This is a genomic window from Metabacillus arenae, from assembly GCF_014773385.1.
Classification (GTDB): Bacteria; Bacillota; Bacilli; order Bacillales; family Bacillaceae; genus Metabacillus_D; species Metabacillus_D arenae.
Genome location: NZ_JACXAI010000011.1, coordinates 1 through 25,990 on the forward strand (window position 1 = coordinate 1; position 25,990 = coordinate 25,990).

The following is a 25,990-nucleotide window of genomic DNA, read 5'->3' on the forward strand; positions in this document are numbered from 1 at the left end:
TATCCATTATAAAGGACTTTTTCTTTGCACAAAATAATAAAATTGAACATTTTGAGTATTCTTAATAGTGAAAATTAATTAATGCAACACTAGTGACGAAAAATATAAAAAGAAAAAGTTAATTTTTACAAAGGAAGTGATGGAAATGGTTGAAAATAACCGTGAGGAAATTGATCAAATTGAACAAAAAGCCAAAGAGGAAGATAACAATGCAAAGAATGCATCCGAAATTGTAAATCATTCAATCTCCAATATGAATCCACAAAGACAATATAATCAAGATAACTCTCAAAATAAACGTTAAAAAAAAATAATTTCATAAAAATAAGCAAGCACATACGCCCATCTAATAAGCTTGCTTATTTTTTTAATTGGTTTCATTTAAATGATTGAACAAAACAGAACGAGAAGTTCAGAGCGCTAGTCCTTTGGCAACACGCACAAGGCGAGTCAGCATGAAGGTTGTTCTTTAACCTTCTTGGGCGAATTGACCCTGAGACCTAAGGGTCGATGGCGCCCTGTGCTGGACAATGATATCACTCTTTATCACGTTAATACTTTAATTAACTTAGACTTTCTTAACTGGTAAAAAGTAGGCTGAACGAATTTATTCGCCCAGCCTTAACTTCCTATTGAATTCCTAGTGCAATTTTTGCATAACGAGACATTTTGTCTTTTGTCCATGGCGGATTCCATACGATGTTGACTTCTGTCTCTTTTACTTCTGGAATGTCAGATAGTGCAGTCTTTACTTGCTCAACAATTGTTCCTGCCAAAGGGCAGCCCATGGAAGTGAGTGTCATCGTCACCTCAGCTTTACCCTCTTCATCAAGTTTCACATCATAAACAAGACCTAAGTTCACGATGTCTACTCCAAGCTCAGGGTCAACAACCTGTTCTAAAGCACCCATGATGTTTTCTTTCAATACCTCTTCCATTCTTATCAGCTCCTAATGAGTTTGTCTGTTTCCTTAGTATAACTTATTCATTGTGCGATCTAAACCAATACACCTTACAGGTAGGCTGTAAACCACGCTATTGTCTCTTTAAGTCCTTCCCTTGAAACCTTGTGGTCTGCCTGTTCATCAACAATAAACTTTAATAGCTCAGGAGTTTGTTCATAGTCTGGCTTAATTTCTTGAAAAAATTGATATGTTGGCTGAAACGGAACAACAGGATCCTTTTTTCCATGCCAAAATAAAAGCGGCCTGCCACTTAGTTTTTCTCTATGTAAGCTTAAATCAAACATTCGTAAATGCTCAATTTGCTTTTCAATTTCTTCTTCAGTTATAGGAAGAATGAGACCTTTATTCTTCATATAATCGAGCTGGTTTCTTAAAAAACCTTCATAGTAAGGACTCCCCATCAGGCTGACTGCTGTCTTTATCCAATCATATTGAGTAAGGGCGCCTAGCGTTGTAATTCCGCCCATGGAGGTTCCGGCTGCTCCAATTCGATCTGGATCAATCAATTGTTGCTCGTCAAAATATTGTTTAATAATATTTAACTCCTGAATTTCATTAATAACAATTTTCCAAAAGTTAACATTCAAATTCATTATTAATGACATATTTTCTTCACGTTCGCCATGGTAAATCGCTTCAGGCAATACAACCCTGAATCCTTCCTCAGCCAGTAAATATGCATAATGCAGGTTATGCTCCTTAGCACTTGTAAAACCATGAATAAACAAAATAAAAGGAGTTTTTTCATTTTTAAGCTCATCTTTTACTACATGTAATAAAGGAATCTGGCTTACATTTAAATGTTCGACAATAACCATTGCATTAACTCCTCCTTTACATTTTCCCACGAAAATAAGTGTAACATGTAGACAATAAAGATGGAAAAAAGATACACTAAGAATACATCTTGTTAAATGGCTCTTTTCAAAGAATGTTGCTTTTGAAATATAGGGATGATTTAATAAAGGCAATCGGTGGATCGGTGATGGCTTCATGCCTCACATATAACCTTAGAAAAATTATAAGATGATTCCCTTTGTTTCAGATTGAAGCAACCATGGAAAACAGCCTAATCAATAACGACAAAAGGAGATCTTATGGAAAACAAACCTTATTTAATTGCTTTGGATTTAGATGGGACTCTTTTAAAAGATGACAAAACCATTTCCCCTTCCTCAAAGGAAGTCATTCAAAAGGCTAGGGATGCTGGTCACATCGTTTGTATCTCAACAGGAAGACCTTTCCGGTCAAGTTCAATGTATTATGAGGAAATCGGCTTAGATACACCAATTGTTAATTTTAATGGAGCGTTTGTGCACCATCCTAAGGATGACAGCTGGGGCGCATACCATACAACCCTCGACCTGAAAGTAGTAAAAGAAATAATCAACGTTTGTGATAAACACGAAGTACATAATATATTAGCCGAAGTTATTGATGACGTGTATTTTCATTACCATGACGAAAAGCTTCTTGATGTTTTTAGTATGGGAAATCCAACCATTAAGATCGGCGATATCCGCGAAAATTTGGGAGAAGATGTGACAAGTATTTTAATCCATGCGGCTGAAAACGAAGTGGAACAAATAAGAAGCTATTTATCTGATGTCCACGCTGAGGTTGTCGATCACCGCCGTTGGGCTGCCCCTTGGCATGTAATTGAGATCATCAAAAAAGGGATGAACAAGTCCGTAGGCCTAGAAAGGATCGCAAAACATTATGACATTCCAAAACACCGAATCATTGCATTTGGCGATGAAGATAACGACTACGAAATGATCGAATACGCAGGCGTCGGAGTTGCAATGGGAAACGCCATAAACGGCTTAAAAAGCAAAGCAAACCACATAACAAAAACAAACGAACAAGACGGAATAGCCCACTTCCTCAAGAACTACCTAGCCCTATAAACAGGTCAAGCACAAAGTTTCCCCACTAACGGTGCCTGGCACGCATTTCAGTGCCTGGCACCTTTTTGATCGTGTCTCCTACTAACTAGGTGCCTGGCACCATGTTGATCCTTCCTCCTACTAACGGTGCCTGGCACGCTTTTCAGTGCCTGGCACCTTTTCGATCCTTCCTCCTGCTAACTGGTGCCTTAACTGGTGCCTGGCACCCTTTTCGATCGTCTCACCTGCCAAACCCAGTGTGTGATCCTTTTTCGATCTTTCACCAAAATAATTTCCACCTATAATCCCATCCCATTCGGCAAAACTAAAATTGACACTGCAGAGTGTCATTAAATCTTTGAGGGGGCCTGCTTCGATGGGTAAACGAAATAAATCTAAACGATTTGTACAGCAAGGTAAAGACTCTGTTTCAAAGCATGATGAACGTATTCCATATCATATGACAATGTCTGAAGCAGAACAAATCGACCGCAAGGCTGAACAGGCTGAAAACACGTCGCTTGGGGGAATATAAATGGGAAACCAATTATTTCGGATCGCCCGGAACTCAGTTGACGAAGCGCTGCAAGCTGGCGGGAGTTCCCGACAAGAAGCTTTAATGAAAGCAAGAAATGCCTTATCTTCTGCCTATGCGAATTCAACTGATGCTGAAAGAGCCCAATTGCATAGTATGCAAGAAGAATTAAATCAGCTTCAAAATTCTAGAAGTTAGATGTCAGAGGCTAGAATCGATAAAATCGGCGCAAGAACCGATTTTTTGCCTTCCAAAGAACACCTAATTAGCTGATAAATAAAGGTAGTCATATTATCCTGATTCCACACCTCTCACAATTTTCAACCTTAGAAAAAGCCGTAAAAAAGTGCCGGGTTACCTTTAGCATTCCGGCACTTCTTCTAATTTAACACCTTTTTTATAAGCTTCTTTTGGGTTCTTTTCATTCAATAGTAAGATTAATGGCCGAGCGTTTTTCACTTTTACTTTGTCTAATTAAAAATAAAAAGGAACCCATTTATGTTTAACATCCTCAGGTGCTATACGTAAATTTTTTTGGTTGTTTTTACTTCACCAATATATTTCCTTAAATGTACATTTTTAAACGCAGGATGGGGTTTAGGGCACCTCAAAGGTGTCTTTTGCGGTTAATGTATTCATATTCACACCTTCTATTTTTCCCATAAATGTAGCTTGAACAGTGTAAGTTCCAGCCTGAACTCTTGAACCATTTTCTTGATTCTTATAATCCCATGCTTCTTTATATGTTTGTTTTTCACCGGGAGCAAGCTGTTGGTTTTGAATCGCCTGGGTAAACATTCTCCCTTTTGAGTAACGATAAACCTCCTTGCCGCTCTCATTTAATACTCTAATCTCATATTTTTGACCTGATCTAAATTCCATATTTATTTGCTCTTCTGTATTATTCAAAATCTTCATGTCAAAATCAACGTACTCTGAACTTTCTTTTGCATTAACCGAAAATTGCACTTCCTTTTTTGTCACGTCTCCTGACACCTCTTTCGCTTCTTCTTCACTTTGTCCACAGCCGAACAAGAACAAAAAGCTTGCAAACAAAAACCATTTTTTCATCCCAACACCTCTTTACTCTTTTCGGAAGAAACCGAATATCCCCGTTGTTTGGACGATATTAGTAAATGCCTTCGGATCGACTTCCTTAATGATTTTCTCTAAATCGTAAAGCTCATACCTGGTAATAACCATTATCATCATGTCTTTTTCTTCGTTTGTAAAAGCTCCTTTTGCCGGCATTAATGTAATACCTCTTACCAGTTTGGAATGAATGGCATATTTTAATTCATCCGCCTTTTTCGTCACGATCATAACGGTCAATTTCTCATGTCTTGTGTGAATGGCATCAATTACACGGGTAGAGGCATAAAGTGTAACAAGTGTGTATAAAGCTTTCTCCCAACCATACAAAATTCCTGCTGTTAAAATGATAATTGCGTTTAAAGTAAAAAAATAAGGGCCGATAGGTTTATCTTTCATACGTGATAAAACCATGGCGATTATATCCAACCCCCCTGTAGAAGCCCCCCATTTTAAAGTAAACCCTACTCCTATAGCTAAAATAACGCCTCCAAACACTGCGTTTAGTAAAATATCCTGTGATATATGACTCACAGGTAAAACAGCTAAAAAGATAGAGGTGAGGACGACACTTAAAAAACTATAAAGGGTAAATGATCTCCCAACTTTTTTCCATCCTAAATATGCTACTGGAATATTTAAAACGAATAATAATACACCAGTAGATAGGTAAAACGGGGTATATTCAGCAATCACACTAGATAACAACTGTGCAACTCCAGTAAATCCGCTTGAATAGACATTTGCCGGGATTAAAAATAAATTAAGCGCGATTGCATTCAGGAAAGCTCCCAGCAGGACGACTACTGTTTTCTTTGTTTGTTCTAAAACCATTCGATTCATTCCTCCGTTTAAAAAAATCCATTATTCATGGTTTACCCCGTTTCCGTCATTTTGAATACTTTTATTCTTTAAGAAACAAAACTAACATATATAAGGAGCCGTTTGACAATTGTTTTTGGGAAAAAAGAATCAGACTGTGATAAAATCAAGAGAAAGAACTAGGTATTTTAGTTTTAAAGGGGTGTTAAAATGACGGTTCAAATATTAGCTGACAGTGCCAGTGATCTCCCTAAAGAATATTTCGATGAGAAAAACATCATTCTTTTTCCGCTTAGAGTTCATTTAGAAAATCAAGATTTTGAAGATCAAGTTACCATTAGCTCGAAAAAAATTTTTGAGGCAATGCGGGATGGAAAATCTCCAAAGACATCTCAAGTTTCTCCGCAAACCTTTAAAGAGACATTTACTGAACTAGCTAAGCAAGAGAAATCATGCCTATACGTTGCCTTTTCATCCGAACTTTCCGGTACATACCAAACTGCAGTCATGATGGCAAACGAGGTAAAAGAGGAGTACCCAAATTTCCATCTTTCCATATTGGATTCAAAATGTGCTTCCTTAGGTTATGGACTGGCAGTTATGCAAGCAGTAAAATTAGCCAATAGCGGCAATGCATTACTGGAAATAGAAGAATCTGTAAAAGAGTATTCCAGCCATATTGAACATATTTTCACCGTTGATAATCTTGAATATTTAGCAAGAGGCGGCAGAATTAGTAAGGCATCCGCTTTTGTAGGCGGCCTTTTGAACATTAAGCCGCTACTTCATGTTGAAGATGGGAAGCTCATTCCTTTAGAAAAAATCCGCGGGAAAAAGAAAGTACACAAAAGAATTATTGAATTGATTGAAGAACGAAGCAAAGGGGTGCAGCATGAAATTATTGCCATAAGCCATGGCGATGATGAACAAACTGCAACGGTTATTAAAGAAATGATTCAAGAGAAATTCAATCCCAAGAATATCTACATGAATATGATCGGATCAGCGGTCGGTTCCCACTCAGGGCCAGGCACATTAGCGATCTTCTTTCTAAACAAACAAGACTAATACATACAGAATCGTCACTGCGGCATACTAAGCAAAATGGAAATTGGAAGGAGCTCTCTTATGCCCCATACTAGTGATAACGATAAAAAAGCAAAAGATAACAATGCAAAGCGCCACGAAAAAAACATGATGAGAGAAAAGAACCGCCAAAACGGAGAAAGACAATATTCTAAAAAAACAGACCATCAATGAACATGAGGTTAAAGGCGGAAATCGGTAATGAGCCGATTTCTTTTTTCTAACTCAAATAAAAGAAATACGGGATTTTATATTATCCGTTAATACTTGAGAACATAAAGCACAGAGTGCTAATCCTTCGGCGACAAGCACAAGGCGAGCCGCCCAAGAAGGTTGTTATTTAACCTTCTCGGGCGGAATTGACCCTGAGACCTAAGGGCCAATGGCGCTCCGCCGGCAAAGGCGTCACGTCCTTATGCCTGCCGGCACTAGGACGTCCTGTCCGCCTGTGCTGGACAATGATACCCCTCTTTATCACGTTAATACTATCATTTACTTAACCTTTAATCTCCTCTTTATGCTGGGCATTTGAGCCAGATTTGATGTTTACGTGCCAAATGATGTCCAGTTCTTCAAAAAATCCGTTTAAAAACGTTTGTCTCCATACGCAAAAATAGTACATTATTAAGGTTTGTAGCAGATCAAAATTTCATACTTTTCTTACAAATGAACGAAAAGCGCAAGGCGCCCGCCTATCGGCGACAAGCATAAGACGAGCCGGCATGAAGGTTGTTCTTTAACCTTCTTGACGGATTGGCTTATGACCTCGAGCCGATGGCGCCTGGAGCTAGACAACGACAACACTCTTTAACACGTTAATACTTTAATTAAATTAAACTTTCTGATCTTATCAAAAAACCGCCGAGTTTCCCCGGCGGCTCTAATACCCAATGTTCATTATTCTTCTTTTTTAAAATAGGTCCAGCCATTTTCTTGATAGACTTTTCCATGCTTCATTAAGTTACCGAGAGCACGCTTGAATGCTGCCTTACTTAAACCAAAGCGTTCTTTTATATCATCTGGGCTGCTTTTGTCCCAATAAGGCATGGCTCCTCCCCTCGACTCCATATATATTAAAATTTCTCTTGCGTCAGGTTCAATTGCTTCCTGTTTACGCGGCAGGAGGGAAACATTCAATGTTCCATCTTCCTTGACATCAATAACCCGTCCTTGAATTTTTTCCCCTAAACGGGGCTCTTGTTTACGCTCAGATTTGTGGATAAAGCCCTTATACCCATCTTCTGTGATTAAAAAGGAGCCTTCTACAATTAAGCGATAAACAGTACCTGTAATATCTTTGTTAAGCAGCGCCGGCTCTGCTTTGATCACAAGCTGCCTTACTTTTTCTTCTTTTAAAGGTTCTGCAAAATACTTGCCGTTTTTACTTATCCGCATTGTGCACAGGAGCTTGTCCCCCGGCTGCGGCCAGAGCTGACGAAACAATGGCAGATGATCAGAAGCGATCAGCGCATCCTTTGACAAGCCAATGTTCACAAAAGCACCCAAATGGTCTACTACTTCCACAACCTCGACCCAATTATGATGGTCTTCATCAATGATTGGCTTACGCATAGTGGCGGCCATGCGTTCTTCATGATCGATGTAAATGAATACATCCACTGTTTCGTTTCCTTCTATATTTTCTGTTACTTCACTATTGTGGAGCAAAATTCTATTTTCACCATCTGTTAAAAAATAGCCATAATCCGCTCTTTCATCAATCGTTAGCGTTTGAATCGTACCAACTTTCACAATATCGTTCCTTCCTGTCAGTTGACAAAAGTTGTTTGAATTAGTTAATTCTACTATAATCTATAATTAATATAAACAATTTGGAGGTTAATTATGGCTAAAGAAAGTTCATTTGATATTGTTTCCCAGGTTGACATGCCAGAGGTTCAAAACGCAGTTAGCATTGCTTTAAAAGAAATTCAAAACCGATATGATTTTAAAGGGAGCAAAAGCGGCATCACTCTTGATAAGGAAGAGCTTGTTCTCGTTTCCGATGACGAATATAAAATGGAGCAGCTCAAGGATGTTTTAGTCTCGAAATTAATCAAGCGAAATGTTCCTACAAAAAATATTCAGTACGGGAAGCTCGAAAATGCTTCAGGTGGAACGGTTCGTCAGCGAGGAAAGCTTGTTCAAGGTATTGATAAAGAAAATGCGAAAAAAATGAACACCATTATTAAAAACAGCGGCCTTAAAGTAAAAAGCCAGATTCAAGATGACCAGCTCCGTGTAACAGCAAAAAGCAAAGATGATTTGCAGAAAATAATGGCTGCCATTCATGAAGCAGACCTTTCGATTGATGTTCAATTCGTTAATTATCGGTGAAAAAATCTCAGGATGAGAGCTGACCCCTTGGACAGCTCTTTCTTATTTTGAAATAATGATTCTTCATCGCTCAACTAAATTGGGAGGATAACCCAATAAAATGCAAGAGTTATTAATTAAATTCATAGGCTGTAAAATCAATTTCACCCAATTATGACAAGCTTGTGAACTCATCTCCCTTGATTCTCATATAGTATAAATAGTATTTAATTAGTTTCGAACTTATCAATGAAACCTTAATTATCCGTTATATCATTTTTACCAATTTTATTTTACTGTTGAAACTTTTCTTAAAATTAGGTAAATTAGTACTAACACATTTTTTCAGAAGGAATTTCACATACAACATCATATCTCTTTCTTATCAAGAGAGGTGGAGGGAATTGGCCCTTTGAAGCCTCGGCAGCAGATTCTTAAGGTTCTTAGAGAAAACTGTGCCAAATCCAACGAGCTTTTCGCTTGATAGATAAGAAGAAAGACCAAGCGATCATAAAGTCTTCTTCTTAGAAGACTTTTTTCAATTAAGTGAAAAGCAAAGAGCAGCTTTTTATTTTTATAGAGGAAAAGACAAATGGATCAGGAGGATTTTTCAATGAATTTTCTAGAAGAAATTCAATCTCGTATTTTAATAGCTGACGGAGCAATGGGGACTTTATTATATTCACATGGGATTGACCGTTGCTTTGAGGAATTAAACCTCTCTCAGCCTGAACAAATAAAAAGTATTCATGAAGCGTATATTAAAGCGGGCAGCGATGTTATTCAAACGAATACGTATGGTGCAAATTATTTAAAGCTCTCTCGCTATGGCTTGGAAGATGACATTAAAAAGATCAATGAAACAGCTGTTCATTTAGCAAAACAAGCCGCTGCCGACAATAGGTTTGTCTTCGGGACAATTGGCGGTATTAGATCTTTCAAAAAGAGTGCCTATTCAATTGAAGATTTAAAAAGAAATTTTAGAGAACAGCTATATCTTCTTTTAAACTCAAATGTAGACGGCATTCTATTAGAAACCTATTACGACTTTGAAGAAATAACAAATGTCTTAAAGATTGCTAGAAAAGAAACGAACAAACCGATCATCGCGAACGTTTCCCTACATGAAACAGGCGTGCTTCAGGACGGAACTTCACTTAAAAGCGGTCTTGGACATTTGGCGGATTTGGGGGCAGATGTTGTTGGGATCAACTGCAGACTCGGTCCCTATCATATGATCCAATCTTTAGAAAAGGTGCCGCTGCTTGATAACGCCTATCTTTCAGTTTATCCTAATGGAAGCTTACCTGGTCTTGAAGAAGGTCAAGTCACATACGCGGCAGATGTATCCTATTTTACCCAAAGTGCACTTGAATTCAGAAAGCAAGGGGCAAGCTTAATTGGCGGGTGCTGCGGTACAACACCAAAGCATATTGAGGCCATTTCTAAAGCGGTCGCTCACCTTCCGCCAATAACAGAAAAGCAAGTGAAAAATGAACGGGAAGTCATCCCAGTCCTTGATAGAGAACAAAGAAAATACGAACCGCTCCAATCAATCGTAAAAGAAAAACGCTCTATTATCGTAGAATTAGATCCGCCAAAAAAATTAGGCATTAAAAAATTTATGCAAGGAGCAGAAGCGTTAAAAAACGTAGGAATAGATGCCTTAACTCTTGCTGATAATTCCCTTGCAAGTCCGCGTATCAGTAATGTTGCATGCGGGTCACTAGTAAAAGATAAAATAGACTTAAGAAGCTTAATTCATATCACATGCCGGGATCGAAATTTGATTGGCCTTCAATCCCATTTGATGGGCTTGCATACGCTTGGATTAACGGATGTACTAGCAGTTACAGGTGATCCTTCAAAGATCGGTGATTTTCCAGGAGCCACTTCTGTCTATGATTTGTCCTCCTTCGATTTAATTAGTTTGATTAAGCAATTCAATGAAGGGCTTTCCTATTCCGGCAAGCCTCTTGGTGAAAAAACTGACTTTTCAGTGGCTGCTGCTTTTAACCCAAATGTCAGACACTTGGACAAAGCGGTAAAAAGACTAGAGAAAAAAATTGCATGCGGAGCAGATTATTTTATTTCCCAGCCAATATATTCAGAAGAGCAAATCTATCAGGTATATAAAGAAACAAAAAATTTGGAGGCTCCTTTATATATCGGAATTATGCCGCTGACAGGCACCCGTAACGCTGAATTTATTCATAATGAAATACCAGGCATTAAGCTGTCTGACTCGATTAGAGCTGCCATGTTAAAAGCTGGAGAGGATAAAGAAAAGGCTCGCAGCGAAGGATTAGCCATTGCCAAAAGTTTGATTGATGCAGCCTATGATTTATTTAATGGAATTTATTTAATAACACCGTTTCTGCAGTATGAATTAACGGTTGAATTATCCACCTATATACAGCAAAAAGAGAGGAATGTCACACATGCATAACATTCATGAACAGCTCAAGAAAAGAATACTCATCATAGACGGCGCAATGGGGACGATGATTCAAGACGCTAATTTGACAGCAGAGGATTTCGGAGGAGAGGAATATGAAGGCTGTAACGAATATTTAAGCCTTACCTCTCCCCATACAATTGAACGGATTCATGAGGCATATTTGGAAGCAGACGCTGATATTATCGAAACAAATACTTTTGGGGCAACAAGCGTTGTTCTTGATGAATATGATCTGGGACATTTAGCACTGGAAATCAATATCGAATCTGCCAAACTAGCCAAAAAAGCAGTTGAGAAATTTTCCACACCTGAATGGCCTCGCTATGTAGCGGGCTCTATGGGTCCCACTACGAAAACACTGTCGGTCACAGGCGGAATGACCTTTGAGGAGCTTATTCAAAACTATGAAGAACAAGCAAGAGGCTTAATATTGGGTGGAGTGGACCTTCTCTTATTAGAAACCAGTCAGGATTTGCTTAATGTTAAAGCTGGATTTCTTGGAATCTCAAAAGCATTTGAAGCATTAGGCAAAAAGGTTCCGCTAATGGTGTCAGGAACAATTGAACCAATGGGAACGACTCTTGCTGGACAAGACATTGAATCCTTCTATATATCCTTGCAGCATATGAATCCTATTTCAGTCGGTCTTAACTGTGCTACAGGTCCTGAATTTATGACAGACCATATTCGTACACTATCAGGCCTAGCAAACAATGCTGTTAGCTGTTATCCGAATGCTGGCCTGCCTGATGAAGAAGGAAATTACCATGAATCCCCCCACTCTCTTGCTCAGAAAATTAAAGGATTTGCAGAGCAAGGATGGCTTAATATTGTAGGGGGCTGCTGCGGCACGACACCTGCTCATATTAAAGCCATGGCAGATACAATGAAAGAGATTACTCCCCGTTCATTAGAAGAAAAACAGCTGCCGCATACAGTATCAGGCATTGAGCCATTAATCTATGACGACAGCATGCGCCCTTTGTTTGTTGGAGAACGAACAAATGTTATTGGATCACGCAAATTTAAACGACTTATTGCCGAGCAAAAGTTTGAAGAAGCATCTGAAATTGCACGTGCTCAAGTAAAGAACGGAGCACACGTCATTGATATTTGTCTAGCAGATCCGGACCGTGATGAAGCAGAAGATATGGAGCTTTTCATTAAGGAAATTACGAAAAAAGTAAAAGCCCCCCTTGTCATTGACTCGACTGATGAAAAGGTAATAGAAATCGCGTTAAAATATTCCCAAGGGAAAGCGATCATCAATTCAATAAATCTTGAAGATGGGGAAGAACGGTTCGAGGCTGTAGTCCCGATTATTAAAAAATATGGAGCTGCGATCGTTGTAGGAACCATTGATGAAATTGGAATGGCCTTAACCGCTGAGAAGAAACTGGAAGTGGCTAAACGGTCGTACGATCTTTTGGTCAATAAATACGGTTTAAAAGGCAGTGATCTCATTTTTGATCCCCTTGTTTTTCCTGTTGGTACAGGTGATGAACAATATATCGGATCTGCCAACGAAACGGTTAAAGGAATTCAATTAATTAAAGAACACCTGCCTGAATGCTTGACAATACTAGGAATCAGTAATGTTTCATTCGGTCTTCCGCCTGTTGGCCGTGAAATTCTAAATGCTGTTTATTTATATCATTGCACTCAAGCCGGCCTAGATTATGCGATTGTTAATACAGAGAAATTGGAACGATTTGCTTCCATACCTCAGGAGGAAATAAAGCTTGCTGAAGAGCTTTTATTCAATACAAATGATCAAACGCTCGCACGGTTTACAGAGTTTTACCGCGGTAAGAAAAAGGAAAATAAAAAACCGGTTCAATCCTTGCCATTAGATGAAAGATTAGCCCAATATATTATCGAAGGAACAAAGGAAGGCTTGCTGCCTGACCTTGAAAAAGCATTAGCTAAATATCCTGACCCTCTTTCGGTCATTAATGGACCGCTCATGACAGGAATGGCAGAAGTAGGAAGACTTTTTAATGACAACCAGCTAATTGTTGCTGAGGTGCTGCAAAGTGCGGAAGTGATGAAAGCCTCTGTTTCCTTCTTAGAACAATATATGGAGAAAAAGGATGACGGAGGCAAAGGAAAAATCATCCTGGCAACAGTAAAAGGGGATGTACACGATATTGGGAAAAACCTAGTGGACATCATTCTTAGTAATAATGGGTTTAAAGTGGTTGATTTGGGAATCAAAGTCACGCCTCAGGATTTAATTACGGCTGTCCGGAAGGAAAAGCCTGATATTATTGGATTATCAGGTCTGCTCGTCAAGTCAGCCCAGCAAATGGTCATTACCGCACAAGACTTGCAGGATGCGGAAATATCAACACCCATAATGGTCGGCGGTGCAGCGTTATCAAGGAAATTTACAGATATGAAGATCTCTGCAAGCTACAAAGGAACAGTATTATATGCAAAGGATGCCATGGACGGCCTTTCCCTTGCAAACAAGCTGAGAACAGATCCTGCACAATTTGTGAAAGTTGAACGAAAGGTTACAGAGGCTGTTCCTAAAAAACAACCTTCCCAAGCAGCTGTTCAATTACTTGAAAAACGGGCAACGATAACAGAAGCCCCTATTTTCCAGCCGGAGGATTGTAAAAAGCACTATTTAAAAAATATTGATATTGCTCAAATCCTCCCTTATGTGAATTTACAAATGCTGCTGGGTCACCACCTTGGCTTAAAAGGGAAGATTAAAAAAATGCTTGCCGAAAAAAATGAGAAAGCAATCGCCCTTAAAGAAGTGATTGATTCCCTCATTGCAGAAGGAACAAAGAAACAATGGTTTCAGCCAGCTGCCGTTTATCAATTTTTCCCTGCCTACAGTGAGGGAGATAAGCTTCATATATTGGACCCGGAAAATCGAAATACGATTCTTGAAACGTTTGAGTTTCCAAGACAAAGTACTTTGCCTTACCGGTGTATTTCAGACTATGTTAGACCAAAGGGTGAGATTGATTATGTTTCATTCTTTGCCGTTACAGCTGGAAAACACGTCCGAAAGGTAGCGCAGGAATTTAAAGCTCAAGGAGACTATTTAAAAAGTCATGCTGTCCAGGCGTTAGCGCTTGAATTAGCAGAAGGGCTTGCTGAAAGAACGCATCAGTTAATCCGGGACCGCTGGGGCTTTCCAGACCCGGCTAACTTTACAATGGAGCAGCGATTCTCTGCCAAATATCAAGGACAGCGCTTTTCATTCGGGTATCCAGCTTGCCCGAATCTGGAGGATCAAGAACCATTATTCAATCTTATTCAGCCGGAATCAATCGGCATTCATTTAACAGACGGATTCATGATGGAGCCTGAAGCATCAGTGTCTGCGATCGTCGTGTCGCACCCTGAAGCAAGATATTTTAATGTGATGAACTGAAACTTTCATGTTTCGGTTCTTTTTTTTCGGGAAAACTCAAATTAGATAACACATAGAAAATTCCAAATTATTCATACTAACAAAATACGGAGGCGATACAAATGAGCAACCAAAAAAACAACCAAAATCAAACAATGCCGGCGCAGCATCAAAACCAACAGCCTGGCCATGAAAATGAAATGCATCCAAGACCTGATTTTGACGACAAAACTTATCAAGGAAGTGGAAAACTCACTGACAAAGTAGCCATTATCACCGGTGGAGACAGCGGAATTGGACGAGCTGTAGCCGTTTTCTATGCCAAAGAAGGAGCAGACGTTGTTATCTCTTATCTTGATGAGCATGAAGATGCGAATGAAACAAAACGGTTAATTGAAAAGGAAGGCAGACAATGCTTATTAATGGCGGGAGATATCGGAGAAGAATCATTTTGCGAACAAATTATCTCTGAAACGATAAATCGCTATGGAAAACTGGATATTCTAGTGAATAATGCGGCCGAACAGCATCCGCAAGATGGAATAGAAAAGATTTCAAAGGAACAGCTTGAACGAACATTTAAAACAAATATTTTCTCTTTCTTCTTTCTCACAAAAGCAGCAATGCCCCATTTAAAGCAAGGGTGCTCAATCATTAACACATCATCTGTTACGGCCTACGCTGGCAATGAACAGCTTATTGATTATTCTTCCACAAAGGGAGCCATAACGACATTCACACGCTCACTTTCAATGTCTCTTGCTAAAAAGGGGATTAGAGTTAATGGTGTAGCTCCAGGTCCTATCTGGACACCGCTCATTCCATCAACGTTTCCTGCGGACAAAGTGGCTACATTTGGCGCGGATACACCAATGGGCAGACCCGGACAACCAGAAGAGCTCGCCCCAAGCTATGTCTACTTGGCCAGCGATGATTCTTCCTATGTGACCGGCCAAATGATCCATGTTAACGGCGGGAAAATTGTCAACGGGTAAAGACATCGTTCATGAAGTTTAGGCATGAAAACGGCCTGATTATTAGCTGGAGTCATTTGAAAAGGGTTTTGCACATTCCGAAATAAAGTGATAGAAAATAGCACATTATATCTGTTTACTTCTTTTTTGTAAGTGAAATAGAGTATCTGATATAATGTGCTTTTTCAAATTAGCGTACCCAATTCAGCATCTGCGGCAACTTAACCCCCACCTACCTTTTGGATGCCGCTAAGACCTGGGTTTTAGAGAAAAATTATGCTCTAATATTAAAAGGAAGGCTGATCCGGAAAGTAGTCCCCTTATTCAGCCTGCTTTTTACGTTTATTTCTCCTTCTAATAATAAAACAAGGTGCTTGACAATTGATAAACCTAAACCTGTGCTTCCGATTCTATTCGACCGAGATTTATCTGCTTTATAAAATCTTTCAAATATGTATGGGAGGTCTTCTTTAGGTATGCCCATACCTGTATCTTCTATTAAAAAATGAACTTTATTCTTTTCTGCCCATCCTATTAGTTTTACATGTCCATTTACGTTGTTGAAACGAATAGCATTTTCTAATAGATTCATGATGATTTGTTCTAAACGACCTCCATCCGTATAAATGAAAGGGATATTGTGATCTAATTCCTTATGAAGATCGATTCCCTTCTGCTTTGCTTTTAATGCGGCTTTAGTTAGACAGTTTTCAACCAATTCATAAATATTAATCCATTTAAGTTGGAGGTCTACTTGGCCGCCTTCAATCTTTGATAACTCAAATAAGTCATTGATTAAAAAATTCATTTGGTTGGCTTCTTTAAGAATAATTGATAAATAGCTGTCTTTTTCTTTTTCATCCTTATATAATCTATCATGTAAAACCTGAGTATAGCCTTTTATATAGGATATAGGTGTTCTTAAATCATGAGAAACATTTGCAAAGAATTCCTTCTGTCGGTTTCTATATCTTTCCAGCTCTTGGCCTAAATCATTGATTGCTAGAGCCAAAGAACCCATTTCATCACTTGCAGATATGTTTACTTTACTAAAATACTTTCCTTGAGCAACATCCCTTGTTACTTTTTCCATTTGTAATAAAGGGGAAGCAAGCTTTTTAGACGCAATATACGTAATACCCAAAGCTATACATAATGCGCCAAGCATAGAGACCAAAAGCAATAGCTCAACATGGTGAACGGAATCCTTAATTTTTTTTTCATTAGTAAAGACTAATAACCTGCCATCCGCTATGGCAGATAAATTTAATGGTTTTGTTGAAACCAGATAATCACTATTGTTTATTGAACTATGATATTCGCTCTTAACGTTACTCTCTGAATTAATATTTTTTAATAGCTCGCTATCAATTTGAGTATCTTTACGGAATAGTTTTTCGCTGGAAGTAAATATAATTCTTCCATTTTGGTCAATTATACACATTTCAGTCTTTGTGATGTTTGCAACTGTCTTTAACGCATGAATATCCTCTTGATTAGATAAAACTGTAGAATATTTGGCGGCTATTTCATCAATTTGATGGTGAGCTTCACTTATGTAAAATCTCGCAAACAGTTGATCAATGGTATAAATTAATGGTAAGAGTATGCTTATTAAAATAATGAATATAGTAGCTCCTATTTTGAAAACAATGCTGTTCCATCTCATAGTTCCCCATCCACCGGATTAAATTTGTAGCCTACCCCCCATACTGTTTGAATTGGGTTATATGTAGGTACTTTCTCCTTTGCTTTGATCCGTAAGTTCTTAACATGTGAATCTACAGTCCTATGATCCCTCATTCCTTGTATTCCCCAAAGGACATCTAGCAATAAATCTCTTGTAAAAACACGTTGAGGCTGATTCGCCAGTAAATAAAGTAACTCATACTCCTTAGGAGTTAAATCTAATTTTTCTCCTTTTACCAGCACTCTTCTGCTTTCTGTTTCGATAATGATTAACTGGTCGCCAAACATAAGGACATTTTCTTTATGGTTATCATTCATTAGTGATCGCCTCAATAAGGCTTTAATTCGAGCAACTAGCTCTTCTGGCTCAAACGGCTTTCCTAAATAATCATCTGCTCCAATATCTAGTCCATAAATCTTATCTTTTACCTCATTGCGTGCCGTCAGCATTAGGATAGGAGTCTGCTTTTCTCTTCTAATCTCCTTGCAAATCTGCCACCCATCTTGACTCGGAAGCATAATGTCCAGAATAATTAAATCAAAATGGACAGAGGAGATGAATGATAAAGCTTGGCTGCCATTTTCCGCCTCCATAACTTGATATTCCTCCTCTAGATAAATCTTTAATAAGTTCCTCATCTTCCATTCATCATCAATCACTAGTATCTTCTTCCTCATTGATATCCCCCCAATGATGTTCTTTAGTTTCTCTTTTCTCATAACCAATGAGGCTGCCAATTTTTATTTCCTCTTTCTATCACTCTATATTTTAATTAAAAACATAGATTTTATTTTCTTCTCTACACTTTAAACTATTATTTTTCAAGAAAATATAGATAATGATATCTATTTTTGAAGTTATTAATTACTTTTTGAAAGTTAGGTAAAAAGAAGGAAAATTAGAAAACTGCACACTTTCTTCAAATTTAATCTTTAATTTGTTTACCAACAACAAATTAATCCATTTAGGGAGGAGAAGGTTGAATGAGTGCTCTTACAAAAATCATGAAGTATAATGAAGGCTTTGTTAATGAAGGGAATTATCAGGAATTTGAAACGACCAAATACCCCGATCAGAAAATTGTAATTCTTACGTGTATGGACACTCGTTTATTAGAGTTGCTTCAGAAGGCAATTGGCCTCAAAAACGGGGATGCAAAGATCATAAGAAACGCTGGGGCCGTGATTGCAAACCCTTTTGATAGTGTGATGCGAAGTATTCTAATCTCTATTCATGAATTTGAAACGAAGGAAGTATTTATCATTGGACATCATGAATGCGGTATGGCCAGCCTTCAAGCAGAAGCAATTCTTGAAAAGATTAAAGGTCAAGGAATTGATGAGAAATGTATTGACACAATTATTCAATCAGGGATTTCTCTATCGGATTGGCTCACAGGTTTTGGATGTGTTGAGAAAAGTGTCAGCCAAAGTGTCAATATTGTTAAAAATCACCCATTAGTCCCTAATAATGTAGTCGTTCACGGATTGGTCATCCATCCCCAGACAGGACAATTGGAGCTTGTGATCGATGGAAATGAGAATAAACAGGAATCTTCTATAGAGGAGGGTATCTATGTTTAGGACAAATCGTTACAAAAATTACAACTTAAATTATCTGCAGAAAGATATGGTTTCTGGATTAGTCGTCGGTATTGTAGCAATTCCTCTAGCAATGGCTTTTGCTATTGCTTCTGGGGTAAGACCAGAATATGGGCTTTACACTTCGATAATTGCTGGAGTTATTGTTTCCCTTTTAGGAGGGTCGAGGTTTCAAATTGCAGGTCCAACTGGAGCATTTGTTCCAGTCTTATTAGGGATCGTCATGCAGTTCGGCTATGAAAAGCTGCTGATTGCAGGCTTCATGGCAGGAATCATGATTCTCCTTATGGGTGTGTTCAAACTAGGGAGATTTATCAAATTTATTCCTCGTCCTGTTATGATTGGCTTTACTGCAGGAATAGCTGTCATTATTTTTTCTGGCCAGATAGCCAATTTCCTGGGACTCAGTAACTTAGAAAAAGAAGAAGCATTCCTTTTAAATATGAGAGAAATTTTACTGAATTTAAATACAGTAAATGGTTACAGTGTACTCGTAGCGGCTATAAGCTTAGCCATTGTTATATTGACGCCAAAGTATTTGCCAAAAATCCCCGGCGCCCTGCTAGGATTACTTGTGTCAACCTTAGTCGCAGCCTTTTTCTTTCCAAATCAAGTGGAAACAATTGGATCAGCTTATGGAGAGATTCCTCGTGAATTACCGTCCTTTGTGTTTCCCGAAATTACAGTGAGCCTGGTGATTGAACTCCTGCCTGCTGCTTTAGTTATCGCTATGCTTGGCGGAATTGAATCGTTACTATCTGCAATGGTCGCAGACGGAATGACGAAAACAAAGCATGAAAGCAATAAGGAACTGATTGGACAAGGAATAGCTAATATGGTCACACCATTATTCGGTGGAATTCCAGCTACAGGCGCTATTGCGAGGACGGCAACGAATATTAAAAACGGTGCTGTTTCCCCAATATCAGGTGTCATACATGGGCTTGTCGTATTACTAGTGTTAGTCATATTAGCGCCATATGCTTCAGCAATTCCTTTAGCTAGTATGGCTCCTATTCTTATGTTCGTCGCATGGAACATGAGTGAACGCAAGGAGTTTGCCCATATCTTTAAAACGAAAACGATGGATTCTCTCGTTTTAATCGTTACTTTCTCATTAACCGTTTTAATCGACCTGACAACAGGTGTGGGAGTCGGCTTGCTCTTAGCTGTACTGGCTTTTGTTATACGAATGAGCAGTACATTTAAAATTTCAATGGTTTTACCTGACCCAGCTGATAAATTAGTGAAACCAGAAATGGTACAGAAAGGATCTAACTGTCCACAGATTAAAATTTATACCGTTGAAGGACCTTTATTCTTCGGTTCAACTGAGCGGTTTGAAAAAGAGATCGAAAAAATTATTCGTTCTAAACCAAAGGTTCTCCTCTTAAGAATGGGGAATGTATCATTTATTGACACATCTGGTGAAGCATTATTAACAAGCATTGTGAAAGAGTTCAAGGATAAAAATCAAAAAGTAATCATTTCCGGTGCAAAGCAACAGCCAAAGGAATTTTTTGAAAACACCGGCTTCCATCAAATGCTGGGAAAGGAGAATTTCTTTTCTAAAACGGGTGATGCAATTAATCATGCCCTAATGGAATTAGATGTTGATCGCTGCATTGGGTGCAAACAGTTTGCTTTTGCTGAATGTGCAGCACTCTCACAAAAATCTCAAAAAACAGCAAAAATAAAAAGAAAACAGGAGCTGGGTCTGACTTAAAAAATAGAACATTTCTCCAATTTCTAGCTGGCTAATTAAAAGGTAAATATCGGAAATAAACAAGGTTGCCTTTTGGCAACCTTATTGTTTATGGTAAACTTTTCTCTGTTGGATTTACTGTTTAATTGATGTTTCAGGCAGCCGTTGGATGACTTCATGTCCTTGTGTGAGCAATCTTATGCACAGTCTCTCCTCTATGCACGAGTTCTGTTGGTCTATGCACGAGATTGCCCTCTCTATGAACGACTTTGGCGATTCTATGCCTAGCTCTCCTCTATGTATGAGGGTCTCCTCTCTATGAACGACTTTCCCGGTTCAATGCACCAGTTTCCTCACTCTATGATCGATTTTTCCACTTCTATGAACGACCTCCACTCTCCCCGCAAGTTCAAAAAAACCTGGCAGATTCGCCAGGCTCTTCCTTATTCATTTTCCTTTTTATATTCCGAAGACGATTGTCTTATGACGATTTTATGAGGAATGATAATTCGTTTTACAGGCTCGGGCGGTTCTTCAATTTTTAAAATCATGTGCTTTGCAGCCTCATAGCCCAGCTGGAAAATGTTAATGTCTACAGTAGTCAGCGGCGGGCGGGATATTTGCGATAATAATATATTATTAAAGGATACAACCGACACGTCACGAGGAACATGGATGTTCATGGCATCAAGCTTGTTTAGAACACCCAGTGCCATTAAATCATCTGTTACGAATAAAGCAGTTGGAGGTTCTTCTAAAGAAAATAATTCATTTACTGCTTCTTGTCCGCCTTCTTTCAGAAACTCCTCATGAATAACATAATCATCTCTAAAGTTCAATCCAGCATTGCGGATCGCTTTTTCATATCCTTGCAGGCGGTCAACCGTGACGGCTAGCTTTAGGCTTCCCCCAATAAATGCTATCCGCTTATGTCCTTGATTAATAAGATATTCTGTTACTTCTTTTGCCGCTTTGTAATTATCATTATCAACATGTGTAATTTCTTCTATTGCATTAAAAGGCTTTCCGACCATGACAAACGGGACCTTATTTTGTCTTAAATAATTTGTTAACATATCATCCACTCTTGAATACAGCAGAATCAGTCCGTCAACCCTCTTCCCTTCAATCATTTGAACAACACCTTCGAAGATTTCCTCTTCTGTGTCACCTGTTGACATATGAATACCATATTGCTTCTGATGTGCACCTTTGCTAATTCCTCTTATGACCTCCGGAAAGAAAGGATTCTGGAATGCTTTATCTGCTGAACTAGGCATCACGACACCAATCGTCTGGGTCGATTTATTTGCTAAACTTCTTGCAATAAAATTTGGGTGATAACAAAGCTCCTGCATGGCCTCTCTTACACGTTGTTTCGTTTTCTCACTAATACGAGGGTTATTGGCAATTACTCGTGAAACAGTTGATGGTGCCACTTTTGCCCGTTTAGCTACATCCTTAATCGTTGCCATTATCTTTCTCCCTCTTTCACACAGACTTTAGACGGTGATTTTCTATTTTGCCGTTAATCATGTTAATAATTTAATTTAATTAATCGGCGTTTAGCTGCTTATTCCTGAAGCTTTTTTCCTTTTTTATTTGCCAGATAAATAAATATAATGAATAAAATCGGGATTGTTATAAATACGCTTATTAATGGAATATTTAAGCCTGTTTTCTCGGAAATATTATATACATCTGCACTCTCACGATCTAGTACAATTTCATATTTCCCATTTGTTTCCTGCCAAATGTCACCACTTAACAACCCTGTTAATTGCTGCTTCTGGCCAATCTCGGCCGGATCCAGCTCTACTTTTTGTGATTTTGACGTATTGTTTATCGCGATAAACGTTGTTTCCTCTTCGAATTGTCTTTTGAAAACTGCCATTCCATCTTGATCATAGAGAAGCTCCATATTTCCATTCGTTAACGATTTAAAATTCCTTCGAATTTCGGAGAGCTTTTCAATGTGCTTTACTAAGACATCATCTGTTCTGAAGTTCATTAACCGGCGGTTGTCGGGATCTTCACCGCCATCGAGGGCAATTTCGGTTCCATAATAGACGATAGGTATTCCAGGTGCCGTGTATAAGTAGGTTAGGGCAAGCTTTAACCTCGTACCTGGATGCTGCTGGTTTTGGATTGCTTGCCTGGTAAACCTGACATTGTCATGGTTATCAAGAAACGTTCCCAAAAGATTTGGTGATTGATATAACGCTGCATTTCGATTCCACACATTATATAAGGATGTAAGCGGTCTGTCAGGCTCTGAAAAAACAGTGGTTAACTCTTCATAGAGTGGATAGTCTACAAAAGAATCAATGTTTGTTTTTTCATAGGATGCAATATAGCGCGGGTCTTTATCCCACACTTCTCCAATTAGAAAGAAATCTTCTTTAACAGATTTAACCTCTCGTGTAAACTCAGTCCAAAAATCTTTTGGCACATGTTTTACAGTATCAAGTCTGTATCCATCAATATCCGTTTCTTCAATCCACCATTTAGCCGTTTCTAAAAGGTACTCACGTACTTCTGGATTCCCTTGGTTCAAATCAGGTAAACCAGACAGCCGCCCATTTTCTACTTCTTCTTGATTGCTCCAGTTTTTAATCTCTTTTTGCGCATGAAACCAATCCTTTTTCGAGGGATCATTAAGCCATTCATGCTGATATCCAGTATGGTTTACCACAAAGTCCAAAATAACTTTCATATTACGTTTATGGGCTTCGTTTACAAGCTCTTTAAGATCCTTTAACGTGCCAAAGTGTTCTTCTATTTTTTTGAAATCGGAGATCCAATAACCGTGGTAGCCCTCTTGTTCATTTTCAAAAATAGGAGTTAGCCAAATTGTTGTAAAACCCATATCTTTTATATAATCAAGCTTTTTTGTTATCCCTTTTAAATCTCCACCTTGATAAGCCTTTGGATTATTAATATCCACTTCATAATCGTTGGAAGTGTCCCCATTGTTAAACCGGTCGACCATAATAAAGTAAATCATTTCATCCTGCCTATTTCGCTCTTCTTTTTCCACAGCACTTACAGGTAAGGCGTAAAAAAGAAGAAACGGGATTAGAAACAGTCTGAAAACAGCACGTCTCATCTCCGCTCCCCCTTTTGGCTATTTCAATCGCTCAAACAGCCAATCGTTGCTCATGCCTTTAAGATTACCCTTTTGTACCTCCAGCCGTCAATCCTGAAACAAAGAAACGCTGGAAGGATAGGAAAAGAATCGCGATTGGAATGGCAATTAATACTGAACCCGCCGCAAACGTTGTAAACTCTGCTCCGAATTGTTTTGCGACCATATTGTAAAGGCCAACTGCTAAGGTGTATTTCTGCTCTGTTCTTAATAGAATGCTTGCAATAATAAAATCTGCAAACGGTGCGATAAATGAGAACAAAGCTACAACCGCAATAATTGGTTTGGCAAGCGGCATAACAATTTGTATGAATATTCTCATATGGCCGGCACCATCAATTTTCGCAGATTCATCAAGCTCTTTCGGAATTGTATCAAGGTATCCTTTCATGAGCCATGTATTCATCGGAATTTGACCACCTACATAGACAAGAATCAGACCCAAATGTGTATCAATTAACCCTGTTAATAATGCAAGGATAAAAATCGCAATTAAAGCTGCAAAGTTAGGGATCATTTGTAAAATTAAGAACGTAAGCAAACCATTTTTTCGTCCGACAAATCGATAACGAGAAAAGGTGTATGCTGTAAAACTGACAAGGATGACGGTCAACGCCATTGTAGCTAAACTAATTTTCAATGAATTCCAATACCAATACAAATAATCACTTTGCTTTAAGTCGAACAATTCTTGATAGTGAGCAAGTGTGGCATTTTCAGGAATGATTTGAGAGCCGGATAAACTTTGCCCTGGGTTAAATGAGCTGCCAATTATCCATAATACAGGGTATAGAATGATCGCAAACATGATCGCAATAACTAAATAGGACAATGTTAAGCGGATGAGTTTCTGTCTTTTGATATTCATATTTACATCATATCCTCTTCTTGGAATGACTTCGTTCTCTTAAACTGCCAAAGTGCTACAGTTATAACGATGATAGAGAGCAGCAATGTGATAGCTGCCGCCTTTGAATACTGGGCAGATGTCATTGTTAAACGATAGATCCATGAGATCAAAATGTCAGTACCTCCAGCATTTTGATCAGCAATGGCAGGTCCGCCGCCATTGAATAAGTAAATGACATTAAAGTTATTAAAGTTAAACGTATACTGTGTAATGAGAATAGGGGCAGTTGCAAACAGAACAAGCGGCAATGTAATGCTTTTAAACTTTTGAAAAGCTGATGCACCGTCGACTGTCGCTGCTTCATAAAGCTCATTTGGTATAGACTGGAGAACACCGGTTGTCATCGCAAAAATGAAAGGGAATCCAAGCCAGGTTTGAATAAGAATTAAGGCAATTCGCGAATAAAGCGGATTTGTCATCCAGGGTATGTTATCAATTCCAAATGCCGCTAGTATATCCCGGTTTATTGCGCCAAACGACTCATTAAACATTCCTGCAAACACAAGAATCGAAACAAAAGCAGGTATTGCCCATGGTAAAATGAAAACCGTACGGATAATAGCTTTTCCTCTTATATCTTTTTGGTTAACAATGACCGCAAGAAAGATCCCTAAAGCAACCTGCAGGGTTGTTGCTCCAAATGTCCAAACTAGTGTCCAAGCAAGTACCGCAAAAAATGTATCACGCCATATATCAATCTTGAAGATATCAGTAAAGTTTTGAATGCCTACCCAGTCTACTAATTTTGCCGGTGGAGAATGGTATAGATCATAGTTTGTAAAAGCAAGTAAAATAACAAAGATAATCGGGAATATGACAACGAATACCAATAACATAAAACCTGGTGAAATCATTAAGTATGGAAAACCGTTATCCATTAAATTTTTATATTGGTCTTTTAAAGAGCTTAGTTCTAAACCTAGGTCACGCTGGACACCTGTTTTATAAGCGTCCCTTAAATTTAAAAGATAAAAACCGATGCCAAATACGAGCACAATCAAAGAAAGAATTCCATAAATAAGCAGGAAAATGGAGTGATCACGAGGCGTCTGTGTTCCTAGTGTAGCAAGTCCCCACAGCCCGATATCAAGCAAATCCCAGAATACATATAAAAAGGATACAGTAAATACTAGAAAGAAACCGCCTTTTAAGTATTGTTTGTTATAAAGCTGCCCTAAACCCGGAATAACGGATAGGGCAAGTGCTGTTTTTCGATGTTTGGATTGATAGGTTAAGTCTTCCATTTTATATTCCCCTTTCATAAAGGTAAAAGCTTGGAGGTAAGGAAGCGGGATTTCTAGTCACTTTAGGAAACTTGAGACAAGTTCTTATGAAGAATTAAACATTTAGCTATCAATGCTTCATAAAAGCTTGTCAGACTTCCAAAGACTAGTACATGAACAGTTTTTTAATCGATAAG

Annotated in this window: 23 protein-coding genes and 1 riboswitch; of the genes, 12 read left to right on the plus strand and 11 right to left on the minus strand. The window is 38.5% G+C overall.

The window, feature by feature from the left end; all coding sequences use genetic code 11:
- Positions 1-145: 145 nt before the first annotated feature.
- Complete coding sequence (locus IC621_RS10055) at positions 146-304, plus strand: hypothetical protein (protein ID WP_191158172.1); 159 nt, start codon at positions 146-148, stop codon at positions 302-304.
- 325 nt (positions 305-629) lie between these two features.
- On the opposite strand, the gene IC621_RS10060 is transcribed toward IC621_RS10055, so the two are convergent.
- A complete protein-coding gene (locus IC621_RS10060) occupies positions 630-938 on the minus strand; it encodes a metal-sulfur cluster assembly factor (RefSeq protein ID WP_191158173.1) in 309 nt (102 codons plus the stop codon).
- Positions 939-1,012: 74 nt separating this feature from the next.
- A complete protein-coding gene (locus tag IC621_RS10065; protein ID WP_191158174.1) occupies positions 1,013-1,783 on the minus strand; it encodes a prolyl oligopeptidase family serine peptidase in 771 nt (256 codons plus the stop codon).
- A gap of 279 nt (positions 1,784-2,062) precedes the next feature.
- On the opposite strand from IC621_RS10065, the gene IC621_RS10070 reads away from it, so the two are divergent.
- The 3 genes from IC621_RS10070 (at position 2,063) to IC621_RS10080 (ending at position 3,587) form a co-directional block, all read left to right on the plus strand.
- On the plus strand, positions 2,063-2,875 hold the full coding sequence (locus IC621_RS10070) for a Cof-type HAD-IIB family hydrolase (protein WP_191158175.1): 813 nt from the start codon (positions 2,063-2,065) through the stop codon (positions 2,873-2,875).
- A gap of 355 nt (positions 2,876-3,230) precedes the next feature.
- On the plus strand, positions 3,231-3,389 hold the full coding sequence (locus tag IC621_RS10075) for a hypothetical protein (protein ID WP_191158176.1): 159 nt from the start codon (positions 3,231-3,233) through the stop codon (positions 3,387-3,389).
- Complete coding sequence (locus IC621_RS10080) at positions 3,390-3,587, plus strand: DUF3813 domain-containing protein (protein ID WP_191158177.1); 198 nt, start codon at positions 3,390-3,392, stop codon at positions 3,585-3,587.
- A gap of 399 nt (positions 3,588-3,986) precedes the next feature.
- Here IC621_RS10080 and IC621_RS10085 read toward each other — a convergent pair whose 3' ends face one another.
- On the minus strand, positions 3,987-4,460 hold the full coding sequence (locus IC621_RS10085) for a BsuPI-related putative proteinase inhibitor (RefSeq protein ID WP_191158178.1): 474 nt from the start codon (positions 4,458-4,460) through the stop codon (positions 3,987-3,989).
- A gap of 12 nt (positions 4,461-4,472) precedes the next feature.
- Positions 4,473-5,315 carry a YitT family protein gene (locus IC621_RS10090; RefSeq protein ID WP_191158179.1) on the minus strand — a complete coding sequence of 281 codons (843 nt, stop codon included), beginning with the start codon at positions 5,313-5,315 and terminating at the stop codon, positions 4,473-4,475.
- Positions 5,316-5,513: 198 nt separating this feature from the next.
- Between IC621_RS10090 and IC621_RS10095 the strand changes: the two genes are divergently transcribed.
- Both IC621_RS10095 and IC621_RS10100 read left to right on the plus strand, forming a co-directional pair.
- The gene (locus IC621_RS10095; protein ID WP_191158180.1) at positions 5,514-6,371 is read left to right on the plus strand and encodes a DegV family protein; all 858 of its coding nucleotides are present in this window, start codon (positions 5,514-5,516) and stop codon (positions 6,369-6,371) included.
- 60 nt (positions 6,372-6,431) lie between these two features.
- A complete protein-coding gene (locus IC621_RS10100) occupies positions 6,432-6,563 on the plus strand; it encodes a DUF3941 domain-containing protein (protein ID WP_191158181.1) in 132 nt (43 codons plus the stop codon).
- A 723-nt stretch (positions 6,564-7,286) separates the two neighbouring features.
- Here the strand turns inward: IC621_RS10100 and IC621_RS10105 are convergent.
- Positions 7,287-8,141, minus strand: coding sequence for a CvfB family protein (locus IC621_RS10105; protein WP_318153024.1), 855 nt, complete (start codon positions 8,139-8,141; stop codon positions 7,287-7,289).
- A gap of 93 nt (positions 8,142-8,234) precedes the next feature.
- On the opposite strand from IC621_RS10105, the gene IC621_RS10110 reads away from it, so the two are divergent.
- From IC621_RS10110 to IC621_RS10125, 4 genes are all read left to right on the plus strand, one after another.
- Positions 8,235-8,726 (plus strand): YajQ family cyclic di-GMP-binding protein, encoded by a 492-nt coding sequence (locus tag IC621_RS10110; protein ID WP_191158182.1) that lies wholly within the window; start codon positions 8,235-8,237, stop codon positions 8,724-8,726.
- 358 nt (positions 8,727-9,084) lie between these two features.
- A riboswitch (SAM riboswitch) is annotated at positions 9,085-9,199 on the plus strand.
- 119 nt (positions 9,200-9,318) lie between these two features.
- On the plus strand, positions 9,319-11,154 hold the full coding sequence (locus IC621_RS10115) for a bifunctional homocysteine S-methyltransferase/methylenetetrahydrofolate reductase (RefSeq protein WP_191158183.1): 1,836 nt from the start codon (positions 9,319-9,321) through the stop codon (positions 11,152-11,154).
- Positions 11,147-14,563: a methionine synthase gene (gene metH, locus IC621_RS10120; RefSeq protein ID WP_191158184.1), complete on the plus strand. Its 3,417-nt coding sequence runs from the start codon at positions 11,147-11,149 to the stop codon at positions 14,561-14,563. Before IC621_RS10115 ends, metH begins: the two co-directional genes overlap by 8 nt.
- A gap of 101 nt (positions 14,564-14,664) precedes the next feature.
- Entirely contained in the window at positions 14,665-15,537 is an 873-nt protein-coding gene (locus IC621_RS10125) for an SDR family oxidoreductase (protein WP_191158185.1), read from the plus strand.
- A 253-nt stretch (positions 15,538-15,790) separates the two neighbouring features.
- Here the strand turns inward: IC621_RS10125 and IC621_RS10130 are convergent, their stop codons facing one another.
- Together IC621_RS10130 and IC621_RS10135 are read right to left on the minus strand one after the other, a co-directional pair.
- Positions 15,791-17,185, minus strand: coding sequence for a HAMP domain-containing sensor histidine kinase (locus tag IC621_RS10130; protein ID WP_191158186.1), 1,395 nt, complete (start codon positions 17,183-17,185; stop codon positions 15,791-15,793).
- Complete coding sequence (locus tag IC621_RS10135) at positions 17,182-17,883, minus strand: response regulator transcription factor (protein ID WP_191158187.1); 702 nt, start codon at positions 17,881-17,883, stop codon at positions 17,182-17,184. The genes IC621_RS10130 and IC621_RS10135 overlap by 4 nt, the downstream gene beginning before the upstream one ends.
- Before the next feature lie 306 nt (positions 17,884-18,189).
- Here IC621_RS10135 and IC621_RS10140 point away from each other — a divergent pair, with 306 nt between their 5' ends.
- Both IC621_RS10140 and IC621_RS10145 read left to right on the plus strand, forming a co-directional pair.
- Positions 18,190-18,789, plus strand: a complete 600-nt coding sequence (locus IC621_RS10140; RefSeq protein ID WP_191158188.1) for a beta-class carbonic anhydrase — start codon at positions 18,190-18,192, stop codon at positions 18,787-18,789.
- Positions 18,782-20,533 carry a SulP family inorganic anion transporter gene (locus IC621_RS10145; RefSeq protein WP_191158189.1) on the plus strand — a complete coding sequence of 584 codons (1,752 nt, stop codon included), beginning with the start codon at positions 18,782-18,784 and terminating at the stop codon, positions 20,531-20,533. Before IC621_RS10140 ends, IC621_RS10145 begins: the two co-directional genes overlap by 8 nt.
- 422 nt (positions 20,534-20,955) lie before the next feature.
- Here the strand turns inward: IC621_RS10145 and IC621_RS10150 are convergent, their stop codons facing one another.
- The 4 genes from IC621_RS10150 to IC621_RS10165 form a co-directional block, all read right to left on the minus strand.
- Positions 20,956-21,990 carry a LacI family DNA-binding transcriptional regulator gene (locus tag IC621_RS10150; protein ID WP_191158314.1) on the minus strand — a complete coding sequence of 345 codons (1,035 nt, stop codon included), beginning with the start codon at positions 21,988-21,990 and terminating at the stop codon, positions 20,956-20,958.
- A gap of 95 nt (positions 21,991-22,085) precedes the next feature.
- On the minus strand, positions 22,086-23,621 hold the full coding sequence (locus tag IC621_RS10155) for an alpha-amylase family glycosyl hydrolase (RefSeq protein WP_191158190.1): 1,536 nt from the start codon (positions 23,619-23,621) through the stop codon (positions 22,086-22,088).
- A 64-nt stretch (positions 23,622-23,685) separates the two neighbouring features.
- Entirely contained in the window at positions 23,686-24,528 is an 843-nt protein-coding gene (locus tag IC621_RS10160; protein WP_191158191.1) for a sugar ABC transporter permease, read from the minus strand.
- 2 nt (positions 24,529-24,530) lie between these two features.
- Complete coding sequence (locus tag IC621_RS10165) at positions 24,531-25,814, minus strand: sugar ABC transporter permease (protein WP_191158192.1); 1,284 nt, start codon at positions 25,812-25,814, stop codon at positions 24,531-24,533.
- Positions 25,815-25,990 lie beyond the last annotated feature (176 nt).

Coding starts and splice junctions, on each gene's coding strand:
- IC621_RS10090 (WP_191158179.1), bottom strand. CDS start 5,315: ATGGTTTTAGAACAAACAAAGAAAACAGTAGTCGTCCTGCTGGGAGCT.
- IC621_RS10155 (WP_191158190.1), bottom strand. CDS start 23,621: ATGAGACGTGCTGTTTTCAGACTGTTTCTAATCCCGTTTCTTCTTTTT.
- IC621_RS10110 (WP_191158182.1), top strand. CDS start 8,235: ATGGCTAAAGAAAGTTCATTTGATATTGTTTCCCAGGTTGACATGCCA.
- IC621_RS10145 (WP_191158189.1), top strand. CDS start 18,782: ATGTTTAGGACAAATCGTTACAAAAATTACAACTTAAATTATCTGCAG.
- IC621_RS10065 (WP_191158174.1), bottom strand. CDS start 1,783: ATGGTTATTGTCGAACATTTAAATGTAAGCCAGATTCCTTTATTACAT.
- IC621_RS10060 (WP_191158173.1), bottom strand. CDS start 938: ATGGAAGAGGTATTGAAAGAAAACATCATGGGTGCTTTAGAACAGGTT.
- IC621_RS10085 (WP_191158178.1), bottom strand. CDS start 4,460: ATGAAAAAATGGTTTTTGTTTGCAAGCTTTTTGTTCTTGTTCGGCTGT.
- IC621_RS10055 (WP_191158172.1), top strand. CDS start 146: ATGGTTGAAAATAACCGTGAGGAAATTGATCAAATTGAACAAAAAGCC.
- IC621_RS10115 (WP_191158183.1), top strand. CDS start 9,319: ATGAATTTTCTAGAAGAAATTCAATCTCGTATTTTAATAGCTGACGGA.
- IC621_RS10125 (WP_191158185.1), top strand. CDS start 14,665: ATGAGCAACCAAAAAAACAACCAAAATCAAACAATGCCGGCGCAGCAT.
- IC621_RS10070 (WP_191158175.1), top strand. CDS start 2,063: ATGGAAAACAAACCTTATTTAATTGCTTTGGATTTAGATGGGACTCTT.
- metH (WP_191158184.1), top strand. CDS start 11,147: ATGCATAACATTCATGAACAGCTCAAGAAAAGAATACTCATCATAGAC.
- IC621_RS10165 (WP_191158192.1), bottom strand. CDS start 25,814: ATGGAAGACTTAACCTATCAATCCAAACATCGAAAAACAGCACTTGCC.
- IC621_RS10080 (WP_191158177.1), top strand. CDS start 3,390: ATGGGAAACCAATTATTTCGGATCGCCCGGAACTCAGTTGACGAAGCG.
- IC621_RS10095 (WP_191158180.1), top strand. CDS start 5,514: ATGACGGTTCAAATATTAGCTGACAGTGCCAGTGATCTCCCTAAAGAA.
- IC621_RS10160 (WP_191158191.1), bottom strand. CDS start 24,528: ATGAATATCAAAAGACAGAAACTCATCCGCTTAACATTGTCCTATTTA.
- IC621_RS10140 (WP_191158188.1), top strand. CDS start 18,190: ATGAGTGCTCTTACAAAAATCATGAAGTATAATGAAGGCTTTGTTAAT.
- IC621_RS10100 (WP_191158181.1), top strand. CDS start 6,432: ATGCCCCATACTAGTGATAACGATAAAAAAGCAAAAGATAACAATGCA.
- IC621_RS10135 (WP_191158187.1), bottom strand. CDS start 17,883: ATGAGGAAGAAGATACTAGTGATTGATGATGAATGGAAGATGAGGAAC.
- IC621_RS10130 (WP_191158186.1), bottom strand. CDS start 17,185: ATGAGATGGAACAGCATTGTTTTCAAAATAGGAGCTACTATATTCATT.
- IC621_RS10075 (WP_191158176.1), top strand. CDS start 3,231: ATGGGTAAACGAAATAAATCTAAACGATTTGTACAGCAAGGTAAAGAC.